This window comes from Streptomyces sp. Je 1-4 4N24, assembly GCF_026239515.1.
In the GTDB taxonomy this organism is placed as follows: Bacteria; Actinomycetota; Actinomycetes; order Streptomycetales; family Streptomycetaceae; genus Streptomyces; species Streptomyces nigrescens.
Genome location: NZ_CP110836.1, coordinates 6,062,419 through 6,080,214 on the forward strand (window position 1 = coordinate 6,062,419; position 17,796 = coordinate 6,080,214).

12 protein-coding genes and 1 pseudogene are annotated in these 17,796 nt (G+C 73.3%); 8 read left to right on the forward strand and 5 right to left on the reverse strand.

The window, feature by feature from the left end:
• Positions 1-4 precede the first annotated feature (4 nt).
• From SLV14N_RS26430 to SLV14N_RS26445, 4 genes are all read right to left on the reverse strand, one after another.
• Positions 5-1,003: an N-acetylglucosamine kinase gene (locus SLV14N_RS26430; RefSeq protein WP_263271361.1), complete on the reverse strand. Its 999-nt coding sequence runs from the start codon at positions 1,001-1,003 to the stop codon at positions 5-7.
• Entirely contained in the window at positions 994-2,277 is a 1,284-nt protein-coding gene (locus tag SLV14N_RS26435) for a 6-phospho-beta-glucosidase (protein WP_263273276.1), read from the reverse strand. Before SLV14N_RS26435 ends, SLV14N_RS26430 begins: the two co-directional genes overlap by 10 nt.
• A gap of 323 nt (positions 2,278-2,600) precedes the next feature.
• Positions 2,601-3,740, reverse strand: a complete 1,140-nt coding sequence (locus SLV14N_RS26440; RefSeq protein WP_263273278.1) for an ROK family transcriptional regulator — start codon at positions 3,738-3,740, stop codon at positions 2,601-2,603.
• Positions 3,741-4,154: 414 nt separating this feature from the next.
• Positions 4,155-5,243 carry a mechanosensitive ion channel family protein gene (locus SLV14N_RS26445; protein WP_208684187.1) on the reverse strand — a complete coding sequence of 363 codons (1,089 nt, stop codon included), beginning with the start codon at positions 5,241-5,243 and terminating at the stop codon, positions 4,155-4,157.
• Between the two features lie 290 nt (positions 5,244-5,533).
• Here SLV14N_RS26445 and SLV14N_RS26450 point away from each other — a divergent pair, with 290 nt between their 5' ends.
• Positions 5,534-6,070, forward strand: coding sequence for an HNH endonuclease (locus SLV14N_RS26450; protein WP_006605595.1), 537 nt, complete (start codon positions 5,534-5,536; stop codon positions 6,068-6,070).
• A 74-nt stretch (positions 6,071-6,144) separates the two neighbouring features.
• Here the strand turns inward: SLV14N_RS26450 and SLV14N_RS26455 are convergent, their stop codons facing one another.
• Positions 6,145-9,177: a beta-N-acetylglucosaminidase domain-containing protein gene (locus SLV14N_RS26455; protein ID WP_263271367.1), complete on the reverse strand. Its 3,033-nt coding sequence runs from the start codon at positions 9,175-9,177 to the stop codon at positions 6,145-6,147.
• A gap of 467 nt (positions 9,178-9,644) precedes the next feature.
• Here SLV14N_RS26455 and SLV14N_RS26460 point away from each other — a divergent pair, with 467 nt between their 5' ends.
• The 7 genes and pseudogenes from SLV14N_RS26460 (at position 9,645) to alc (ending at position 17,784) form a co-directional block, all read left to right on the forward strand.
• Complete coding sequence (locus SLV14N_RS26460) at positions 9,645-9,914, forward strand: hypothetical protein (protein ID WP_042154838.1); 270 nt, start codon at positions 9,645-9,647, stop codon at positions 9,912-9,914.
• A gap of 6 nt (positions 9,915-9,920) precedes the next feature.
• Positions 9,921-12,188 (forward strand): 4-alpha-glucanotransferase, encoded by a 2,268-nt coding sequence (gene malQ / locus SLV14N_RS26465; RefSeq protein ID WP_263271369.1) that lies wholly within the window; start codon positions 9,921-9,923, stop codon positions 12,186-12,188.
• A 125-nt stretch (positions 12,189-12,313) separates the two neighbouring features.
• Positions 12,314-13,982: pseudogene (locus tag SLV14N_RS26470) on the forward strand (alpha-L-fucosidase).
• A 68-nt stretch (positions 13,983-14,050) separates the two neighbouring features.
• Complete coding sequence (locus SLV14N_RS26475) at positions 14,051-14,299, forward strand: hypothetical protein (protein WP_208684192.1); 249 nt, start codon at positions 14,051-14,053, stop codon at positions 14,297-14,299.
• Positions 14,300-14,537: 238 nt separating this feature from the next.
• On the forward strand, positions 14,538-15,518 hold the full coding sequence (locus SLV14N_RS26480; protein WP_208684193.1) for an acyl-ACP desaturase: 981 nt from the start codon (positions 14,538-14,540) through the stop codon (positions 15,516-15,518).
• Between the two features lie 64 nt (positions 15,519-15,582).
• A complete protein-coding gene (locus SLV14N_RS26485; RefSeq protein ID WP_263271372.1) occupies positions 15,583-16,548 on the forward strand; it encodes a LysR family transcriptional regulator in 966 nt (321 codons plus the stop codon).
• A 90-nt stretch (positions 16,549-16,638) separates the two neighbouring features.
• Positions 16,639-17,784, forward strand: coding sequence for an allantoicase (gene alc, locus SLV14N_RS26490; protein WP_263271374.1), 1,146 nt, complete (start codon positions 16,639-16,641; stop codon positions 17,782-17,784).
• Positions 17,785-17,796: the final 12 nt, after the last annotated feature.

Genomic DNA, 17,796 nt, shown 5'->3' on the forward strand with positions numbered 1-17,796 from the left:
CCCCTCAGCACCCCACCCCCCACCCCCCAAACCCCCGCACCCGCCCATAAGCCCCCGCTTTCGCTCCCGCCCGGTCCAAGGTGTCGAGGGCCGCGCCCAGTACCGGCGGGGCGGTCACCACATGCGGAACCGCCTTGGGGGCGCGGTCCGCGAGGAGCTGGGTGAGCTGGTCATGGAGGAGGGTGTGGCGGGCGGCCAGGATGCCGCCGCCCAGGATGACGGGGGTGGGTTCGCCGAGGAGGCCGAGGCGTTCCAGGGCGACCCCGGCCAGCAGGACGACCTCCTCCGCCTGGCGGGTCACGAGGGCGCGGGCGACCCGGTCGCCGGAGGCCGCGACGGCGAAGAGCACCGGGGGCAGTTCGTGGCGCCGGTGGCCGGGGATGTCGTGCAGATGGAGTGCCTCGATCAGTTCCCGCATGGTGGTCAGGCCGAAGTGGGCGGGCAGTGCGCGGGCCAGCCCGGTCGCCGCGCCGCGGCCGTCCTCGGCGCGGGCCGCGCACCACAGCGCCTCGTCGGCGAGGCATGAACCGCCGCCCCAGTCACCGGAGATCCGGCCGAGGGCCGGGAAGCGCGCGGTGGCTCCGTCGCGTCCGAGCCCGGCGCAGTTGATGCCGGCCCCGCAGACCACGGCGACGCCCACGGGCTCCCCGTCGTCCGGCAGCCCGGCCCGCAGCAGGGCGAAGGTGTCATTGCGGACGGTCACCGTGCGCGCCCACCCCCGTCCCGCGATCTCGGCGGTCAGCCGCGCCTCCTCGACGGGGAGGTCGGCGTTGGCGAGAAAGGCGGAGAGATGGCCGACGGGGCCGGAGGCCGCTCCGGCCTGCGCCAGGACGGATGCCACCAGCGGCGCCAGGACGTCGACCGCCCGCCCGGTGCCCACCACCGGCGGCCGGAAGCCGCCGCCCCGGGCGGTCGCGAGCACACTGCCGTCCTCGGCCACCAGCGCCACATCGGTCTTGCTGTTGCCCGCGTCGACGGCCAGCGCCGTGCGGGTCAGGCCCACGTGAGGTGTTCCCGGTTGTGCGCGATCAGCGCGTCGGTGAGCCGGTCCGCCTGGTCGAGCTGGCCGACGAGGGGGTGGGCGAGGAGGGCGGAGAAGACGGCGTTGCGCCCGTCGGCCCGGCCGGTGGTACGGCCGTCGCGGCCCAGCAGTGCCGCCTCCAGGGCGAGTTGTTCGTAGGCGGTGACATGGGCGATCAGCCCGGCGTAGCGCGGTTCCAGGGGGCGTACGGCCAGGGGCGCGGCGCCCATCGAGTCCACCGTTGCGGGCACCTCGATCACCGCGTCGTCGGGGAGGAAGGGGAGGGTGCCGTCGTTGCGGGCGTTGACGATCTGGACGTCGCCGGTGTCGCCCAGCAGCGACGAGGTCAGCGCCACCGCGGCCTCCGAGTAGAAGGCCCCGCCGCGCCGGGACAGAAGCTCCGGCTTCTCGTCGAGCGCCGGATCGCCGTAGAGCGTGAGCAGCTGCCGCTCAAGGGCGGCGACCTCCGCGGCGCGGGACGGTTTTTTGCGCAACTCCCGTACGACGGCGTCATGTTGGTAGTAGTAGCGCAGGTAGTAGGAGGGGATGGCGCCGAGGTGGTCGAGGAGGGCGCGGGGCATCCGGACTTTGCCGGCGAGGGTGTCGCCGTGTGCCGCCAGCAGCTCGGGGAGCACGTCCTTGCCCGCGACGCGTACGGACCGTTCCCAGGTGAGGTGGTTGAGGCCGATGTGCTCCAGCTCGACCTGCTCGGGGGCGACGCCCAGCAGGGTGGCGAAGGTGCGCTGGAAGCCGATGGCGACATTGCACAGTCCGACGGCCTTGTGGCCGTGGGTGAGCAGGGCCCGGGTGACGATGCCGACGGGGTTGGTGAAGTCGACGATCCAGGCCGCGGGGTTGCGGCGGCGTACCCGTTCGGCGATGTCGAGGACGACGGGGACGGTGCGCAGCGCCTTGGCGAGGCCGCCGGCGCCGGTGGTTTCCTGGCCGACGCAGCCGCACTCCAGCGGCCAGGTCTCGTCCTGGTTGCGGGCGGCCTGGCCGCCGATGCGCAGTTGCAGCAGCACGGCGTCGGCACCGTCGGTACCGGTGTCCAGGTCGCCGGTCCAGGAGATCCGGCCCGGGTGCCCCTGCCGGGCGAAGATACGCCGGGCCAGTCCGCCCACCAGCTCCAGCCGCTCCGTGTCCGGGTCGATGAGGACGAGTTCCTCCAGCGGCAGCAGAGCACGCAGCCGGGCGAAACCGTCGATGAGTTCGGGGGTGTAGGTGGAGCCGCCGCCGACCACGGCGAGCTTGATGCGGGGGCGGAGGGTGTGCCCCTGGGGAGACGTCATAAAGGATCAGCCCTTCACTCCGGTGAGCGCGACGCCTTCGAAGAAGGCCTTCGGGACGAGCGGCCCGGCGCCGGCCGGGGCCACGGAGAGCCGGACAGTTCTACCCACAAGCGGCATGGCGGACTTCCTTCACGGCAGGGGGAGTTGGGGAAGTGGCGCTGTTCTTCCTTGAGGCGGCCGGCGGTCGGCGGCCGGCGGCCGGTGCCTCTGGTCGTTGGTGGGTAGTGGGTGGCGGGTGATCGTTGGCTCGGTGGTGGCGGCCGGGGTGCCGTGGCCGGTGGTGTCCGTCAGCCGGCGGGGAACACCGCGTCGCGCGTAGCGGCGAGCGCCGTCCACAGTGCGCCGAGGAGAATCGGATTGCCTTCCGTACGGCTGAGGCGCAGGACGGGGCGGGGGAGTGCGAGCCCGGTGAACTCCTCCTCGACCAGGGCGCGCAGGGCCTCCCCGCCGGCCTGGGCGACCTCGCCGGCGAGCACGATCAGCTGGGGGTCGACGACCGCCACCACGGCGGCGAGCCCGGTCGTCAGCCGCCGGGCGATCTCGGCGCGCACCGCGTCGTGCGCCAGTGCCTCGGCGACCGTACGGACGTCGGGGGCCCCGTACTCCCGGGCCAGTTCGATGACGCCCGGTGCGCCGACGAGCCGCTGGAAGCCGCCGCCGTCGGCGTCCGCCCGGGCGGCGCCGCGTTCGCCGCCCCGGGACAGCGGGGCGCCGGGCAGCGGCATATAGCCGATCTCGCCCGCGCCTCCGGTGGCGCCGCGCAGCAGCCGACCGCCCAGCACGAGGGCGGCGCCGACCCCTTCGTCCGCCCACACCAGTACGAAGTCGTCGACGTCCTGTGCGGCTCCGTCGTGCTGCTCGGCGACGGCCGCCAGATTCACATCGTTCTCCAGGGTGACCGGCATGCCCAGCACCTCGGCGAGCTCTTCCTTCAGCGCTCGCGAGTGCCAGTCCGGCAGATGGGGCGCGTAGCGCAGCCGCCCGGTCCGCGGGTCCAGAGCGCCGGGTGTGCCGATCACCGCCCCGTGCAGCTGCCCGCGTCCCAGCCCGGCCTTGGACAGCGCTCCGTCGACGGCCTGCGCGACCAGCTGCGCGGTCCGGTTCGGTACGTCCTCGGCGATCGTGTCGGTGCCGACCCGTTCCTCGCCGAGCACCTGCCCGGTGATGTCGGCGACCGCGGCGGTGACCCCCTGCTGGTCGACGGCGAGTGCGGTGAGGTGCGCGGCCGTCGGATTGATCTCGTAGAGCTGCGCGTTGGGCCCCGGCCGGCCGGTCACATTGCCGGTGGTACGCACCAGGCCCGCGGCCTCCAGCCGGGTCAGCAGCTGCGAGGCGGTGGGCTTCGACAGTCCGGTCAGTTCCCCGATCCGGGTACGGGTCAACGGGCCCTGCGACACCAGCAGATCGAGCGCGGCCCGGTCGTTCATGGCCCGCAGCACCCGTGGCGTCCCGGGGACGCGCCGCACCGGCTGCTGACCGGCCATGACCATCACCCCGTTCACCGGCGGCCGGGACGACCGCGCGTTTCTGTTAAGAAACTTTCCCATCGGTGCTCAGGAAGGTAGGCCGTGGGCCGGAGCGGCGTCAATGGGCCGGGCGGGGGAGCGGCTCAAGGCCCGCGGCGGACAGCCCTCAGCCCTCGCGCCCCGGGCGACGGCCCCACGGCGAAGTCCCCTCCCCGGGCGGCACACGCCCCCAACACCGCCTCCCGCCCGGTCCCCCCGGACCGCGAAACGGAAGCCGGTCGCCCCGGACCGCGAAAGGGAAGAGGGGCGCACCGACACCCAGTCGATGCGCCCCTCCCTGGTTACGGGAGCCCTCAGGCAGCCGTCGCCACCCGCCTACTTCCCCAGCTTGGACGGTGAGGCGATCGGGTTCGTCGCCATGGACTGCGGGGAGAGCGGGTTGTTGAGGGCCGAGGGGGCGGCCATACCGGCGGCGGGGTCGTTGGCCTCCGCTTCCTCGTCCTCGGGGAGCGGGCGGGGGGCCAGGTGGACGCCGGCGGCGTCCAGGGCGTGCTTGATGCGCCAGCGCAGTTCGCGCTCCACGCCGAGGGCCTTGCCGGGCATGGTCTTGGCCGAGACGCTGATGGTGACCGTCTCCAGGTGCACCTCGCTCAGGCCGAGGACCTCCACGGGCTCCCACAGTTGCTCGTTCCAGGGCTCGGCCTTGGACATCTCCTGGCCGGCGGTGGTGATGGTGTCGCGGGCCCGCTCCAGGTCCTGGTCGGCGGCGATCACCACGTCGACGGCGGCCGTGGACCAGCCCTGGCTGAGGTTGCCGATCCGCTTGACCTCGCCGTTGCGGATGTACCAGATCGCGCCGTTGGGGCCGCGCAGCTTGGTGACGCGCAGGCCGACCTCGATGACCGTACCGGTGGCGACCCCGGCGTCGATCTCGTCGCCGACGCCGTACTGGTCCTCCAGGATCATGAAGACGCCGGAGAGGAAGTCGGTGACGAGGTTGCGGGCGCCGAAACCGATGGCGACACCGGCCACACCGGCGCTCGCCAGCAGCGGCGCCAGGTTGATCTTCAGGACCGAGAGCACGGTCAGGGCGGCCGTGCCCATGATCACGAAGGAGGCGACGCTGCGCAGCACCGAGCCGATGGCCTCGGAGCGCTGCCGGCGTCTCTCGGCGTTGACGAGCAGTCCGCCCAGCGCGGTGCCCTGGGCGGCGGCCGCGGTGCGGTTCATCCGCTCGATGAGCTTGGTGATGGTGCGGCGGATCACATGCCGCAGCACCACGGCGATCACGAGGATCAGCAAGATCTGCAGGCCGGACGTGAGCCACGTCCCCCAGTTCTCCTGCACCCATCCGGCGGCGTTGGTGGCCTTCTCCGTGGCGTCGTCGAGGGACGCCGGGCCGGATGAGCCGGGTGTGGCGGCGCTCAGGTGCGCGGCAGCGACCGGCGAAGCGGACCAGAACACAGTCGAACCTTCCGTGTGGGACAGCAGACCCGGGCCTCGGTGGGACCCCAGGGACCGGGCAGACCAACCACACTAACGGGGCAATGAGAACGGTCCGCGCTCTTGTTCGAGCAGGCAGGTTTTACGCGGGCCGGAAAGAGCGGGATCCGGACAGCGGTGCGCGGGGTGTGGTGGAAAACACCTCCGGCCCGTTACTCGGTCATGGTGGCGCTCCGACCAGGCAGCGGGGGACACTGTGGGGAGATCGTCCCGGCGCGAGCCACGCGCCGCCGGCGTACAAGGAGGCACCCGTGCCGCATGTCCTGGTCCTCAACGCGTCGTACGAGCCGCTCGGCGTCGTACCGCTCCGCCGTGCGCTCATCCTCGTACTCAATGAGAAGGCTGTGAGCCTTGAGGAGTCCGGCGCCCTGATGCACAGCGCGACCCATGTCATCCCTGCTCCGAGCGTGGTCCGCTTGAAGCGGTTCGTGCGGGTGCCCTTTCGCGGCCCCGTGCCCCTGACCCGCCGGGCGCTGTTCGCCCGTGACGGCGGGCGCTGTATGTACTGCGGTGGCGTCGCAACCAGCGTCGACCACGTCATCCCGCGCAGCCGCGGAGGTCAGCACACCTGGGAGAACGTCGTCGCCGCCTGCCGGCGCTGCAATCACGTCAAGGCCGACCGCCATGTCGCCGAGATCGGCTGGCGGCTCCGGCATCAGCCCGCCCCGCCGTCAGGACTGGCGTGGCGGATCATCGGTACGGGCCATCGTGACCCGCGCTGGCTGCCGTATTTGCAGCCGTACGGCGCGGATGACGCCCTGGCCCGGATCGACGCCGTATCGGCGTAGGTCCGGGTTTTTCCGTCCGGGGGCCGTGGGGGGTTGCGCTGTGTGCGCGGCTCCCGACGGCCCCCGGACGTCGTTCAGTGCTTGGCCTTGCCGCCCGGTGCGTCCTTGCCGCCCCGCTTGTCCTCGTCGCCCGGCCTGTCCTCGCCGCCTGGCTCCGTCACCGCGTAGGCCTCCACCGACCACAGTGAGTAGCCGAAGCGGGTGGCCCGCTTGTCGCCCTGGATGCGGACGAACCGGGCGTCCTTGGCGTCCATCCGGACGGACTCCCGGCCGCCCTTGCCGTCCCGGACCGTGGCCGCCGTACGCCAGGTGCGGCCGTCCGGGGAGACCTGGATGCGGTAGCCGGCGGCGTAGGCGTCCTGCCAGTTCAGGACGAGCCGGCCCAGGCGGGTCGGATGGGCCAGGGCGAACTGCAGCCAGGCGCCGTCCTCGGCGGTGGACGACCAGCGGGTCCCGGGATCGCCGTCGGTGGCCGCCGACGCCGGGAAATCGGGCGTCTCGTCCCCGGAGGAGGTGGCGACGGTGCCGCGTGCCAGGTCCTTGCCGCCGGTGGGCGGGTAGGTCCGCACCGTCAGCGTCTGCTCCGCGCCGCCGAAGTCCACCGGGATCTCGTACGTCCCCGAGGGGGTGTCCTCGGGGACATCGACCGTGATGCGGACCGTGGCGGTGCCGCCCCGCGGTGCGGTGACCTCCTTCGGGGCGTGCACGGTGAAGCCCTTGGGTGCCTTGACCGTCAGCTTCTCGTGGATGTCGCCGGGGCGGCGGGAGTAGATCAGGGCGTCCACCGTCGCACTGCCGCCGTTCTGGGCGTCCGCCTCCTTGCGGGAGAGTTCGAGCCCGGCCGGCGGGGTGTCCTCGAACCAGGGGGTCAGCGCCTTCACGGACGGCGCCTTCGTGCCGTTCGCCCAGGTCAGCCGTACCGCGTCGGCGCGCAGCCGCGGCGTTTGCGACTCCGTCCAGCCGGTGGCGGAGAGCCGGCCGAGGCGGCGCCAGCCCTCGCCGGGGACATGCGCCTCCAGGGACACGGCGCCGGCGGCGGGGCCCGGCTCGGTCAGGGCGGTGACCGCGGCCAGCCGGCGGGCCCGCTCGAAGGGCACGGTCAGCGACGTCGGGCCGGCGTCCTTCCCGGCGGGCCGGGGGGTCTCGTGGCGGGCGCCGGTCCAGGCGTCGGCCTCGGTCATCGCCCGCTCCAGGAACGGTGCGAGCACCCCCTTGCCGACCGTCGCCGGGCTGCGCCCGATCTCCTTGCGCAGCCGCTGCGCCGTGCGCTGGGCGGACCAGGCGGTGTCGCCGTCGTCGTGGGCCTGCGCCATCAGCGTGTCCACGGCGTGCACGCCGGCGCTGCCGTAGCGGGCCAGCTGCTCCGCCCAGGGGCGGACCTCGGCGGCCAGATCCGCATTCAGGTCGTCAGGGGCGCTGCTCATGGTCCGAAACGCGCTCCGCAGCGCCCGCGCCGCCTTGGCGAGGTCCGCGTCCCGGCCGGGCCGGCCGTGGTTGGTCGCCGCCTCGCGGGCCGCCCAGAAGCGGTTGATCAGCACCCGCAGATACTTCGACTCGGTCCGGTCCAGCACCGAGGAGGAGTCGTTGCCGGCCAGCGCCCGCAGCGCGGCACGGGCCCGCGGATCGCCGCCCGCCAGATCGTCGACGGCCGCCTCCCAGGACTCCGCGGGGCGGTAGTTGCGGGGGTTCCACGCGTAGTCGGCGGCCGTGAACAGCGGGATACGGGAGGCGAGCGGCTGCTCCATGGCGTTGGCGAGCAGCGCCGAGGAGCCGGTGGCGACGGCCGGCTCACGGCCCCGGTAGGGACCGAGGAAGATCCGGTCCTGGGCGTAGTCGTTGACCGGGTAGTTGTCCATGGTCACCAGCGGGTGGCCGAACGCCTGGCGGGCGGCGGACAGTTCCCCGCCGGTGATGGTCCGCGGAACCACACCGACACCGGTCCAGGCCACCTCGACCCCGTCGCCGAGCTCATCGGACAGCGCGCTGCGGTACGTCGTCGAGCCGTCCTGGTAGTACTCGGTCGGCATCAGCGACAGCGGCGGGGCCTGCGGATGGCGCTCCGCGAGGTGTGCGGCGAGGGCGTTGGCGACCCGGGCCTGCGCCCTGGCCGCGGCCTGCGGGCCGGCGCCGAAGGTGTCCTTGTCGTCGTCGCAGTGCCATTCGCTGTAGCTGACGTCCTGGAACTGCAGCTGGAAGGACCGCACCCCCAGCGCCCACATCGCGTCCACCTTGCGCCGCAGCGCCCGCAGGTCCTCGTCGGACGAGTAGCACAGCGCCTGGCCGGGGGCGAGGGCCCAGCCCAGCGTGACGTGGTTGGCGCGGGCCCGCTCGGCCAGCGCCCGGAAGTCGTCGCGCTGCGCGGCCGGGTAGGGGTCGCGCCACCGGGCCTGCCGGTACGGGTCGTCGCCGGGTGCGTACAGATAGTGGTTCTGCTTGGTGCGCCCCATGAAGTCCAGCTGGGCGAGCCGCTGCGGCCGGCTCCACGGCTGCCCGAAGAACCCCTCGGTGGTGCCGCGCACGGCCGTACCGGGCCAGTCCCGCACGGTCACCGAGGCCAGCTGCCGTCCCTTGCCGGCCCCATCGGTGACCAGCTGCCGCAGCGTCTGCGCGGCGTGGAAGAGGCCGTCCGGGCCGACGCCGTCCAGGGCGACCGTGTCCCGGCCCGCGACCTGGCCCACGGCCAGCCGGTAGCCGCCGGAGGGCAGATCCCCGCGGGCCGGTGCCCGAAGGGACCGCAGCGCGTCCGCGGCCTGCTCGCCGCCGGCCCGGATCACCGGCCCGGCCGCGGGCAGCGGGTCACCGGGCGCCAGTGTCCGGACGGTGTGCACCCCGGCGTCGCGCAGCAGCCCGCGCAGCACGTCCAGCGCGTACGGATCGGTGTCCGGCGCCGCCACCAGGGCCGCCTCGCCGGAGAGGGGCACGGCGGTGCCGAGCTCCTGCATCGACTGGGGGCGCGGCCAGACGGCGGGCGTCCGCCCCGCCCCGGCCGGCCGGTCCGGCTGCTCGGGCGTGCCGATGGCGGGGCCCGCGGGCGCGGCCTGGGCGCCCGGCGCCCCGCCGAGCAGACCCCCGATGACCGCGGCGGCCAGTGCGGTGGTCCCCGCCACCCGCGCGCGGGCACCCGCGCCGCTCGCCCTGCCGCCCCTACCGATTTTTCCGACGCTCCATACGCCCCGGCCTCGCACGGCTGCTCCTCGTCCCCGTCCATCGCTTACCGGTCTGCACCGGCGCCCCGTTTTCCCCGCCGATGCCCGTTCGGACAGACCTTCGGCCGTGAGCCCACCATTGTGGCGGTGAGGGTGTCAACCGGGCCATGGCGGGGTCCTGGACGGCTGGGTACGGACGGGTACGTCCGGTGTTGCAGGAGGGGCTCGCGGGGGTCCGCCGGTCCGCAGAACTTTCGTCGCGGGGCCCGCTTTCTGCGCGTTCTCTGCGCCTTCCGGAGTTCGACGCAGTGAAATCGCCTGCGTGAGGCATAATGTGACGTGGGTCACGTTTCGTGAGCAGATACGTCTGCGAACGTGTCGAGTGGGTAGGGCCCACGTGTCCCACTACCGATGAACGGGAGGCCCTCGTGGCCGCATCCGCTCAACTGCTCCTCGACGCTCTGTCCTCCAAACCGGGAGGTGCGACGATGGAGCCCGATCTCTTCGACGGGGTGTCCGACCCCGATTCCGGCCTCGACGGCTCCGGCTCCTACAGCTTCGTCGAGCCGCCCCTGACCAGCGAGCCCCCGCTCGCCGACGCCGCCCCACTGACCAGCGAGGTCCCGATCGCCGCCGAGCTGCCGCTGACCAGCGAGCCGACGGCCGCGGGCATGGGTACGGAGTCCATGGAGGTCTGAGGACCCATGGGCCGCGCGCGGCTCGCCCGGCTGCACGGCATCGCCACGTCGTACGCACCCTCGCCGGGCAAGAGCGTCCAGACCGCCGACGACACCGTCGTCGCCGTACTCGGCGCACTCGGGGTCGACGCCTCGACCCCGTACGCCGTACGCACCGCCCTGGCCGCGTACGAGGACGGCGCGGGCCGTGCCCTGCTTCCCCGCACCGTCGTCGCCCGCCCTGACCGCCCACCCGACCTCACGGGTCTCCCCGAAGGCACCGTCCTCCGGGTCGAGACCGAAGGCGGGGGGACGGCGGACCTGGGGGCGCCCGATCCGGCGGCGCTCGCCCGGCTGCCCCTGGGCATCCATGTACTGGAGGCCCGGACCCCCGGCGGCCGGACCGCCCGCGCCCCTTTGATCGTCGCGCCCGACCGGGTGCCCGCACCGCCCGGCCGCAGCCACGGCTTTCTGGTGCAGCTCTACTCGCTGCTGTCCCAGCGGTCCTGGGGCATGGGCGACCTCGGGGACCTCGCCGATCTCGCGGCCTGGTCCGGGCGCGCCCTGGGGACCGGCTTCGTCCAGCTCAACCCGCTGCATGCGGCCGTCCCCGGCCCGCCCACCGACCCGTCGCCGTACCGGCCCTCCTCGCGCCGCTTCCCCGACCCGGTCCATCTGCGGATCGAACACATCCCGGAGTACGCCGACCTCGCCGGCACCGCGCGCTTACGGGCCGACGAGCTGGCCGCCCGCGCCCACGCACTCCGTTCCGCAGTGCTCGAACGGGGCGCACTGATCGACCGGGACGCCGTCTGGGCGCTCAAGCGGGAGGCGCTGGAGCTGGTGTGGGCGGTCCCGCTCAGCCCGGGGCGGCGGGCCGCGTACTGCGACTTCCTCGCCGAACAGGGCCAGGCGCTGGAGGACCACGCCACCTGGTGCGCGATCGCCGAGCGGCACGGCCCGGACTGGCGCGGCTGGCCCGCCGAGCTGCGCGACCCACGGTCCCCGGGCACCGCCCGGCTGCGGCACCGGCTGCTGGACCGGATCGACTTCCACTGCCGGCTGGCCTGGCTCACCGACCAGCAGCTGGCCGCCGCCCAACGGGCCGCGCGGGACGCCGGGATGGCCATCGGGCTGGTGCACGACCTCGCCGTCGGCGTCCATCCCTCCGGCGCCGACACCTGGGCGCAGCAGGACGCCTTCGCCGCCGGGATGTCCATCGGGGCGCCACCGGACGCCTTCAACGCCCGCGGCCAGGACTGGGGCCTGCCGCCCTGGCGCCCCGACGCGCTCGCCGCCGCGGGCTACGCCCCCTACCGGGAGCTGCTGCGCGGACTGCTGCGGCACGCCGGTGCCCTGCGGATCGACCATGTGATGGGGCTGTTCCGGCTGTGGTGGGTCCCGGAGGGCCGGCCGCCGACGGAGGGCGCCTACGTCCGCTACGACGGTGAGGCGATGCTCTCCGTGCTGGCCCTGGAGGCGCAGCGGGCCGGTGCCGCGGTCATCGGCGAGGACCTGGGCACCGTCGAGCCGGGCGTCCGCGGTGCCCTCGCCGCCCGGGGCGTGCTGGGGACGTCGGTGCTGTGGTTCGAACGGGACTACGGGGGTGGGGAGCGGGATGAGGCGCCGCGGGCCGAAGCGGCGGAAGCGGCGGAGGCGGCCGAAGCGGGCGAAGTGACGGACGTGGTCGACGGCCCCGGCGCCGCCCTCGCGCCTGAGGCCGTTCCCGATGGCTCCGGCGCGGGTCCGGCGGGCGAGGACAACGTGGCGCGGGAGGCCGTCGAGGCCCGGGAAGCCGCCCCCGGCTCCGGAGCCGCCGCCCGCATCCTGGCGCCCGGCGAATGGCGCAGCGGCTGTCTCGCCACCGTCACCACCCACGATCTGCCGACCACCGCGGCCCGGCTGACCGGTGCGGATGTCGCCCTGCGCGAACGGCTCGGGCTGCTCGCCGGCCCGCCGGAGCGGGAGCGGTCCCGGGCCACCTATGAACTCGCCGAGTGGATGGGGGAGTTGGTGCGGCGCGGACTGCTGCCCGAGGGGCAGGGCGACGAGGAGGCGGCGGTCAAGGCCGTGCACCGCTTTCTGCTGCGCACCCCGGCGCGGATGGTCGGCGTCTGGCTGCCCGACGCGGTGGGGGACCGGCGCCCGCAGAACCTCCCCGGAACATGGGATGAATACCCCAACTGGCGCCTGCCGATCGCCGGCCCCGACGGCCGTCCGCACACCCTGGAAGAGCTGGCCGCCTCACCCCGACTGCACGCGCTGATGCGGGAGTTGTCGGACGGGAGTCGCTAGGCGCACCCCCGGCAGCGCTCGCCGCACACCCCCTTCCGGGACGTCGCACCGTCCGGCACCATGCCGTGGACACCATCCAGACATCCGACCATTGGCCAAGCGTGGTCGGCGAGTTGGAGGGAACCATGGCACTTCGCAGCACCCGGCGGACGCTGTGCGCACTCGCGCTCACCGCGGCCGCCGCGCTCGCCCCCGTCCAGAGCTCCCTGGCCCGGTCGTCGTCGACCGCCTCCGCCGGCCCCTGCGACCGGCCCGTGCGCCCCGCCTCCCAGATGGCCGTCGAACCCTGTGACACCCCGGCCCGGATCATCGACAAGGCCGCCCATATCGTCCCCACCAAGGGCCAACTCGCCTGGCAGCAACGGGAGGTGACCGCCTTCACGCACTTCGGTATGAACACCTTCACGGACCGTGAATGGGGCTCCGGCGCCGAGGACGGGAAGCTGTTCAGGCCCTCCCGTATCGACGTCGACCAGTGGATGCGCGCGTACAGGGCGGCCGGCGCCGAGCAGGTGATGCTGACCGCCAAGCACCACGACGGCTTCGTGCTCTACCCGAGCCGCTACACCCCGCACTCCGTCGCCGCCAGTCCCGGCAGCCCGGATGTCGTGGGCGCGTACGTCAAGGCCGCCCGCCGGGCCGGGCTGAAGGTCGGCATCTACCTCTCGCCCTCCGACGGCGCCGAACTCCCGCACGCCTGGCACACACGGTGGGTCGCGGAGATCCGCAAGAAGCAGCAGGAGGGCCTCCCGCTCAGCCTGCCCGAGCGGGTCGCCCTGGAGGACGGCGACCGGGCGCCCCGCGGCCTGGGCCGCTTCGGCAACGGCAGCAAGGTCACCGAGCGCACCATCCCCACCCTCGTCCCCGGCGACGACCGCGCCGCCGCGGTCCGCAGCGGCGCGCTGCCCGCCTTCCGGGTCCGGGCGGACGACTACGACGCCTACTACCTCAACCAGGTCTATGAACTCTTCACCCGCTACGGTCCGCTCGACGAACTGTGGCTGGACGGCGCGAACCCCTGGTCGGACGCCGGGATCACGCAGAAGTACCACGTCGCCGAGTGGTTTTGGATGATCCACCGGCTCTCCCCGGACACCGTCGTCTTCGCCGGACCGCAGGGCGCCCGCTGGGTCGGCAACGAGAACGGCATCGCCCGCGAGACGGAGTGGAGCGTCACCCCCTCCGCCGACGACCCCTGGACCGTGAGCCGGCGGGCTGCCCCACGACTCCACCGACCCCGACATCGGCTCCCGCGCCAAGCTCCTCGCGCCCACCACCAAATACCTCCAGTGGTACCCGGCCGAGGCCGATGTCTCGTTGCGCCCCGGCTGGTTCCACCACCCCGGCGAACGCCCCAAGACGCCGGCGCAGCTGATGGACCTCTACGAGAAGAGCGTGGGCCGCAACGCCTCGCTGCTGCTGAACGTCCCGCCCGCCAGGGACGGCCGCATCGCCGCCGAGGACGTCGCCTCGCTCACCGCCTTCGGGACCGCCGTACGCGAGACCTACGGCACGGATCTGCGGACGGCCGGGCCCGGGCCCTGGACGTTCGACCGGATCGGGGTCGCCGAGGACATCCGGCACGGCCAGCGGGTCGAGCGGTTCACCGTCCGGGCGCGGACCGGCGGCACCTGGACGACGCTCGCGCACGGCACCACCATCGGACACCGGCGGATTCTCACGCTCCCACGGCCGGTGACCGCGGACGCCGTACGGGTCGTTGTCGAGGAGTCCCGCGGGCGGAACCGGGTGGCGCCGGTCACGCTGCACCGCAGCCGGGCCGCCGGCGGCTGAGCCCGCGGGAGCGCCGGTTGTGCCACCCCGGGCGCGCGGGGCGCCGAGGCGTCCGATACGTTGACTTCGTGAGCAACAAGGTCAATAAGAATGTCCTGCGCGCCGGAACCATCACCGCCGGCACCGCGCTGATGCTGCTGATGTCGTCCCCCGCGTTTGCGCTCACCCGCGACGATGGTGACGACCCGGGTCCGGGTCTGAGCGTGATCGAGACGCTCGGCCTCTTCGTCGCTTTGCCCATCGTTCTCTTCCTGGTCATCGCCGGGCTGGTCATGGTGGGCGACAAGCCCCGCAAGCAGGCCGGGTCCAAGGCCTGACACCGGGCACCAAGTGACGCCTCAAGGGCGCCCATCGGTTACAAGAACCGAGGGGCGCCCTTTGTCGTACCCGGATATTTCCGCAGGTGAAAAAGGGGTTGCGAGGCGGCTATCGCGCGATTTTCGGCCGGTTTGCGAGGGGGCTGTGTTTAACCGGCCCTAACCTACGATGACGTAACCTACGCAGCCGTAGGTCAAACCTACGGACCCGTAGGTCATCGTCCCCAGGAGTTCCCCCGTGACCATCGCCCCTGCCCGCCATAACGGAGAGCTCGGCCAGGCCGCCTGGAGCGACGCCCAGCTGCTCTACGCGCTCGAAGAGGTCGTCGAGAAGGAACTCAACCGCCATCTGAAGATCGCCAAGGACTGGATGCCCCACGAGTACGTACCGTGGAGCGACGGGCGCAACTTCCCCGGACCGCTGGACGGCGAGGCCTGGGAGCCCGAGCAGTCCAAGGTCAGCGACATCGGCCGGATCGCCCTGGTCGTGAACCTCCTCACCGAGGACAACCTCCCCAGCTACCACCACGAGATCGCCACCCTCTTCGGCCGCGACGGCGCCTGGGGCACCTGGGTGCACCGCTGGACCGCCGAGGAGGGCCGCCACGGCATCGTGATGCGCGACTACCTGCTCACCAGCCGGGCCGTCGACCCGGACGAGCTGGAGCGGTTCCGAATGGCCCACATGTCGGAGGGCTTCGAGTCCGACAATTCGCACAGCATGCTGCACTCGGTGGCGTACGTCGCCTTCCAGGAGCTGGCCACCCGCATCTCGCACCGCAACACCGGCCACCACTCCGGTGACCCGGTCTGCGACCGGATGCTGGCCCGGATCGCCACCGACGAGAACCTCCACATGGTCTTCTACCGCAACCTCCTCGGTGCGGCCTTCGAGATGGCGCCCGACCAGACGATGTGCGCGGTGCGCGATGTCGTCACCGGCTTCCGGATGCCCGGCCACGGGATGCCCGGCTTCGAGCGGTCCGCCGCCCGGATGGCCATCGGCGGGATCTACAACCTGCGGATCCACCACGACGATGTGCTGCAGCCGGTGCTGCGCTTTCTGAAGGTGCTGGAGATCGGCGGACTGGGTCCGGCCGGGCTGGCCGCGCAGGAGGAGCTGGGCCTGTTCATGGACGGCCTGGACGGTCAGGCGCGGAAGTTCGACGAGCGCCAGGCCGCCATCCTCGCCCGCCGCGAGGCCAACCGCCGGGCCTGACCCGGCCGGCTCCCCGCTGCCGTGGTCCGCGGTGACCGCGGCGGCGGGTGCGTACGCTTCCCGCATGGCCGACTGGGACCTCAAGAAGCTGCGCATCCTGCGCACCCTCCACGAGCTGGGCACGGTCACCGCGACCGCCGAGGCGCTGCACATGACGCCCTCGGCGGTCTCCCAGCAGCTGACCGGGCTGGCCAAGGCCCTCGGGGTGACGCTGCTGGAGGCCCATGGCCGGCGGGTGCGGCTGACCGACGCCGCCGAGCTGGTGCTGCGGCACACCGAGGCGGTCTTCGCCCAGCTGGAGCGCGCCGACGCGGAACTGCTCGGCTACCTCCAGGGGGAGGCCGGCCAGGTACGGGTCGGGGCGTTCTCCACCGCCATTCCCGCGCTGGTGGTCCCCGCCGTACAGGAGCTGCGCCGCAGCCACCCGGGGCTGTCGGTCGCCGTACGGGAGGCGGAGGCGGAGGCCGCGTACGAGCTGCTGGCGGAGGGCAGTGTCGATCTGGCGCTGTCGCTCGCCGCGCACGCCCCCACTCCGCGCGACCCCAAGTTCAGCCGGGTCTCGCTGCTCGCCGACCCGCTGGACGTGGCGCTGCCGGCCGGTCATCCGCTGGCCGCCGAACCGGGGCTGCGGCTGGCCGATCTGGCGGGCGAGCCCTGGATCTTCGGCAGCAGCGGGCCCTGGTCGCAGATCACCACCACCGCCTGTGAGAACGCCGGGTTCGTGCCCGAGCAGGCGCATGCCGCCGCCGACTGGAGCGCGATCTGGGCGATGGTCGCGGCGGGGATGGGGGTGGCGCTGGTGCCCCGGATGGCCATGGCGGGCGGCGTCGGCGCAGGCCGCGGCGTACGGCGGGAGCACGGCGGCGGGGTCGCGCTGCGGGTGCTGCACGCGGACCAGCCGCGCCGTCATGTGATCGCCGCCGCCCGGCGCGGCTCCGAAGGGGCGCCGGGGCCAGCCCGGGTGCTGGCCGCGCTGCGGCAGGCGGCCGCCGCGCAGCCGCCGGGAGAGGAAACCATTCAGTCCAGCTGAACGTATTCCTCAAAAACTTTCGATGGACCTGTGGGGTGGTCCACTGCGACCGTGAAGCGGTCCGCACCTCCACACCATCGAAGGGCAACGATGACCGCCAACCCGGCCGCCGACACCACTGATCCGCACGCCAACGACGCCAACCCGTACGGTGGCGGAGACCCCTACGCCGACTACCGCGGCGGGGACTTCCCCTTCACCTCGCTCGTCGACCTCGCCGACCGCCGTCTCGGTGCCGGTGTGATCGCCGCGAACGACGAGTTCTTCGCCGAGCGCGAGAATCTGCTGAAGCCGGCTCCGGCGGTCTTCGACCCCGAGCACTTCGGCCACAAGGGCAAGATCATGGACGGCTGGGAGACCCGGCGCCGCCGCGGCACCGACGGCGACCATCCCTTCCCGGACGACGACGCGCACGACTGGGCGCTCATCCGGCTCGCCGCCCCCGGCGTGATCCGCGGCATCGTCGTCGACACCGCTCACTTCCGCGGCAACTACCCTCAGCAGGTCTCCGTCGAGGCCACCTCGCTGCCCGGCAGCCCCGGCCCCGACGAGCTGCTCGCCGACGAGGTGAAGTGGGAGGAGCTGGTCCCGCGCACCCCCGTCCGCGGCCACGCCGCCAACGGCTTCGAGGTCACCGTCGAGCGCCGCTTCACGCATCTGCGGCTCAAGCAGCACCCCGACGGCGGCATAGCCCGCCTCCGGGTCCACGGCGAGGTCGTGCCGGACCCGGCGTGGCTCGATGTGCTCGGCACCCTCGACTTGGCCTCCGTGCTGCACGGCGGCACCGTCGAGGACGCCTCCGACCGCTTCTACTCCTCGCCCACCCAGATCATCCGGCCCGATCTCTCCCGCAAGATGGACGACGGCTGGGAGAACCGCCGCCGCCGGGTCAAGGGCACCCACGACTGGGTGCGCTTCCGCCTCGCCGCGCAGGGCGAGATCAGGGCGGTGGAGATCGACACCGCCTACCTCAAGGGCAACTCCGCGGGCTGGGCCGCCCTGTCCGGGTGCGACGGCGACCCGGCCGACGAGGCCTCCTGGTTCGAGATCCTGCCGAAGACGAAGCTCCAGCCCGACACCCCGCACCGCTTCGCCCTGCCGGCGGCCGTCACCGCCACCCACGTACGGCTGGACGTCTTCCCCGACGGCGGCCTCGCCCGGATGCGGCTGCACGGCGCCCTCACCGAGGCCGGCCGCACCGCACTCGGCCGCCGCTTCGACGCGCTGGGCGGCTGAGCCGCACGCCTG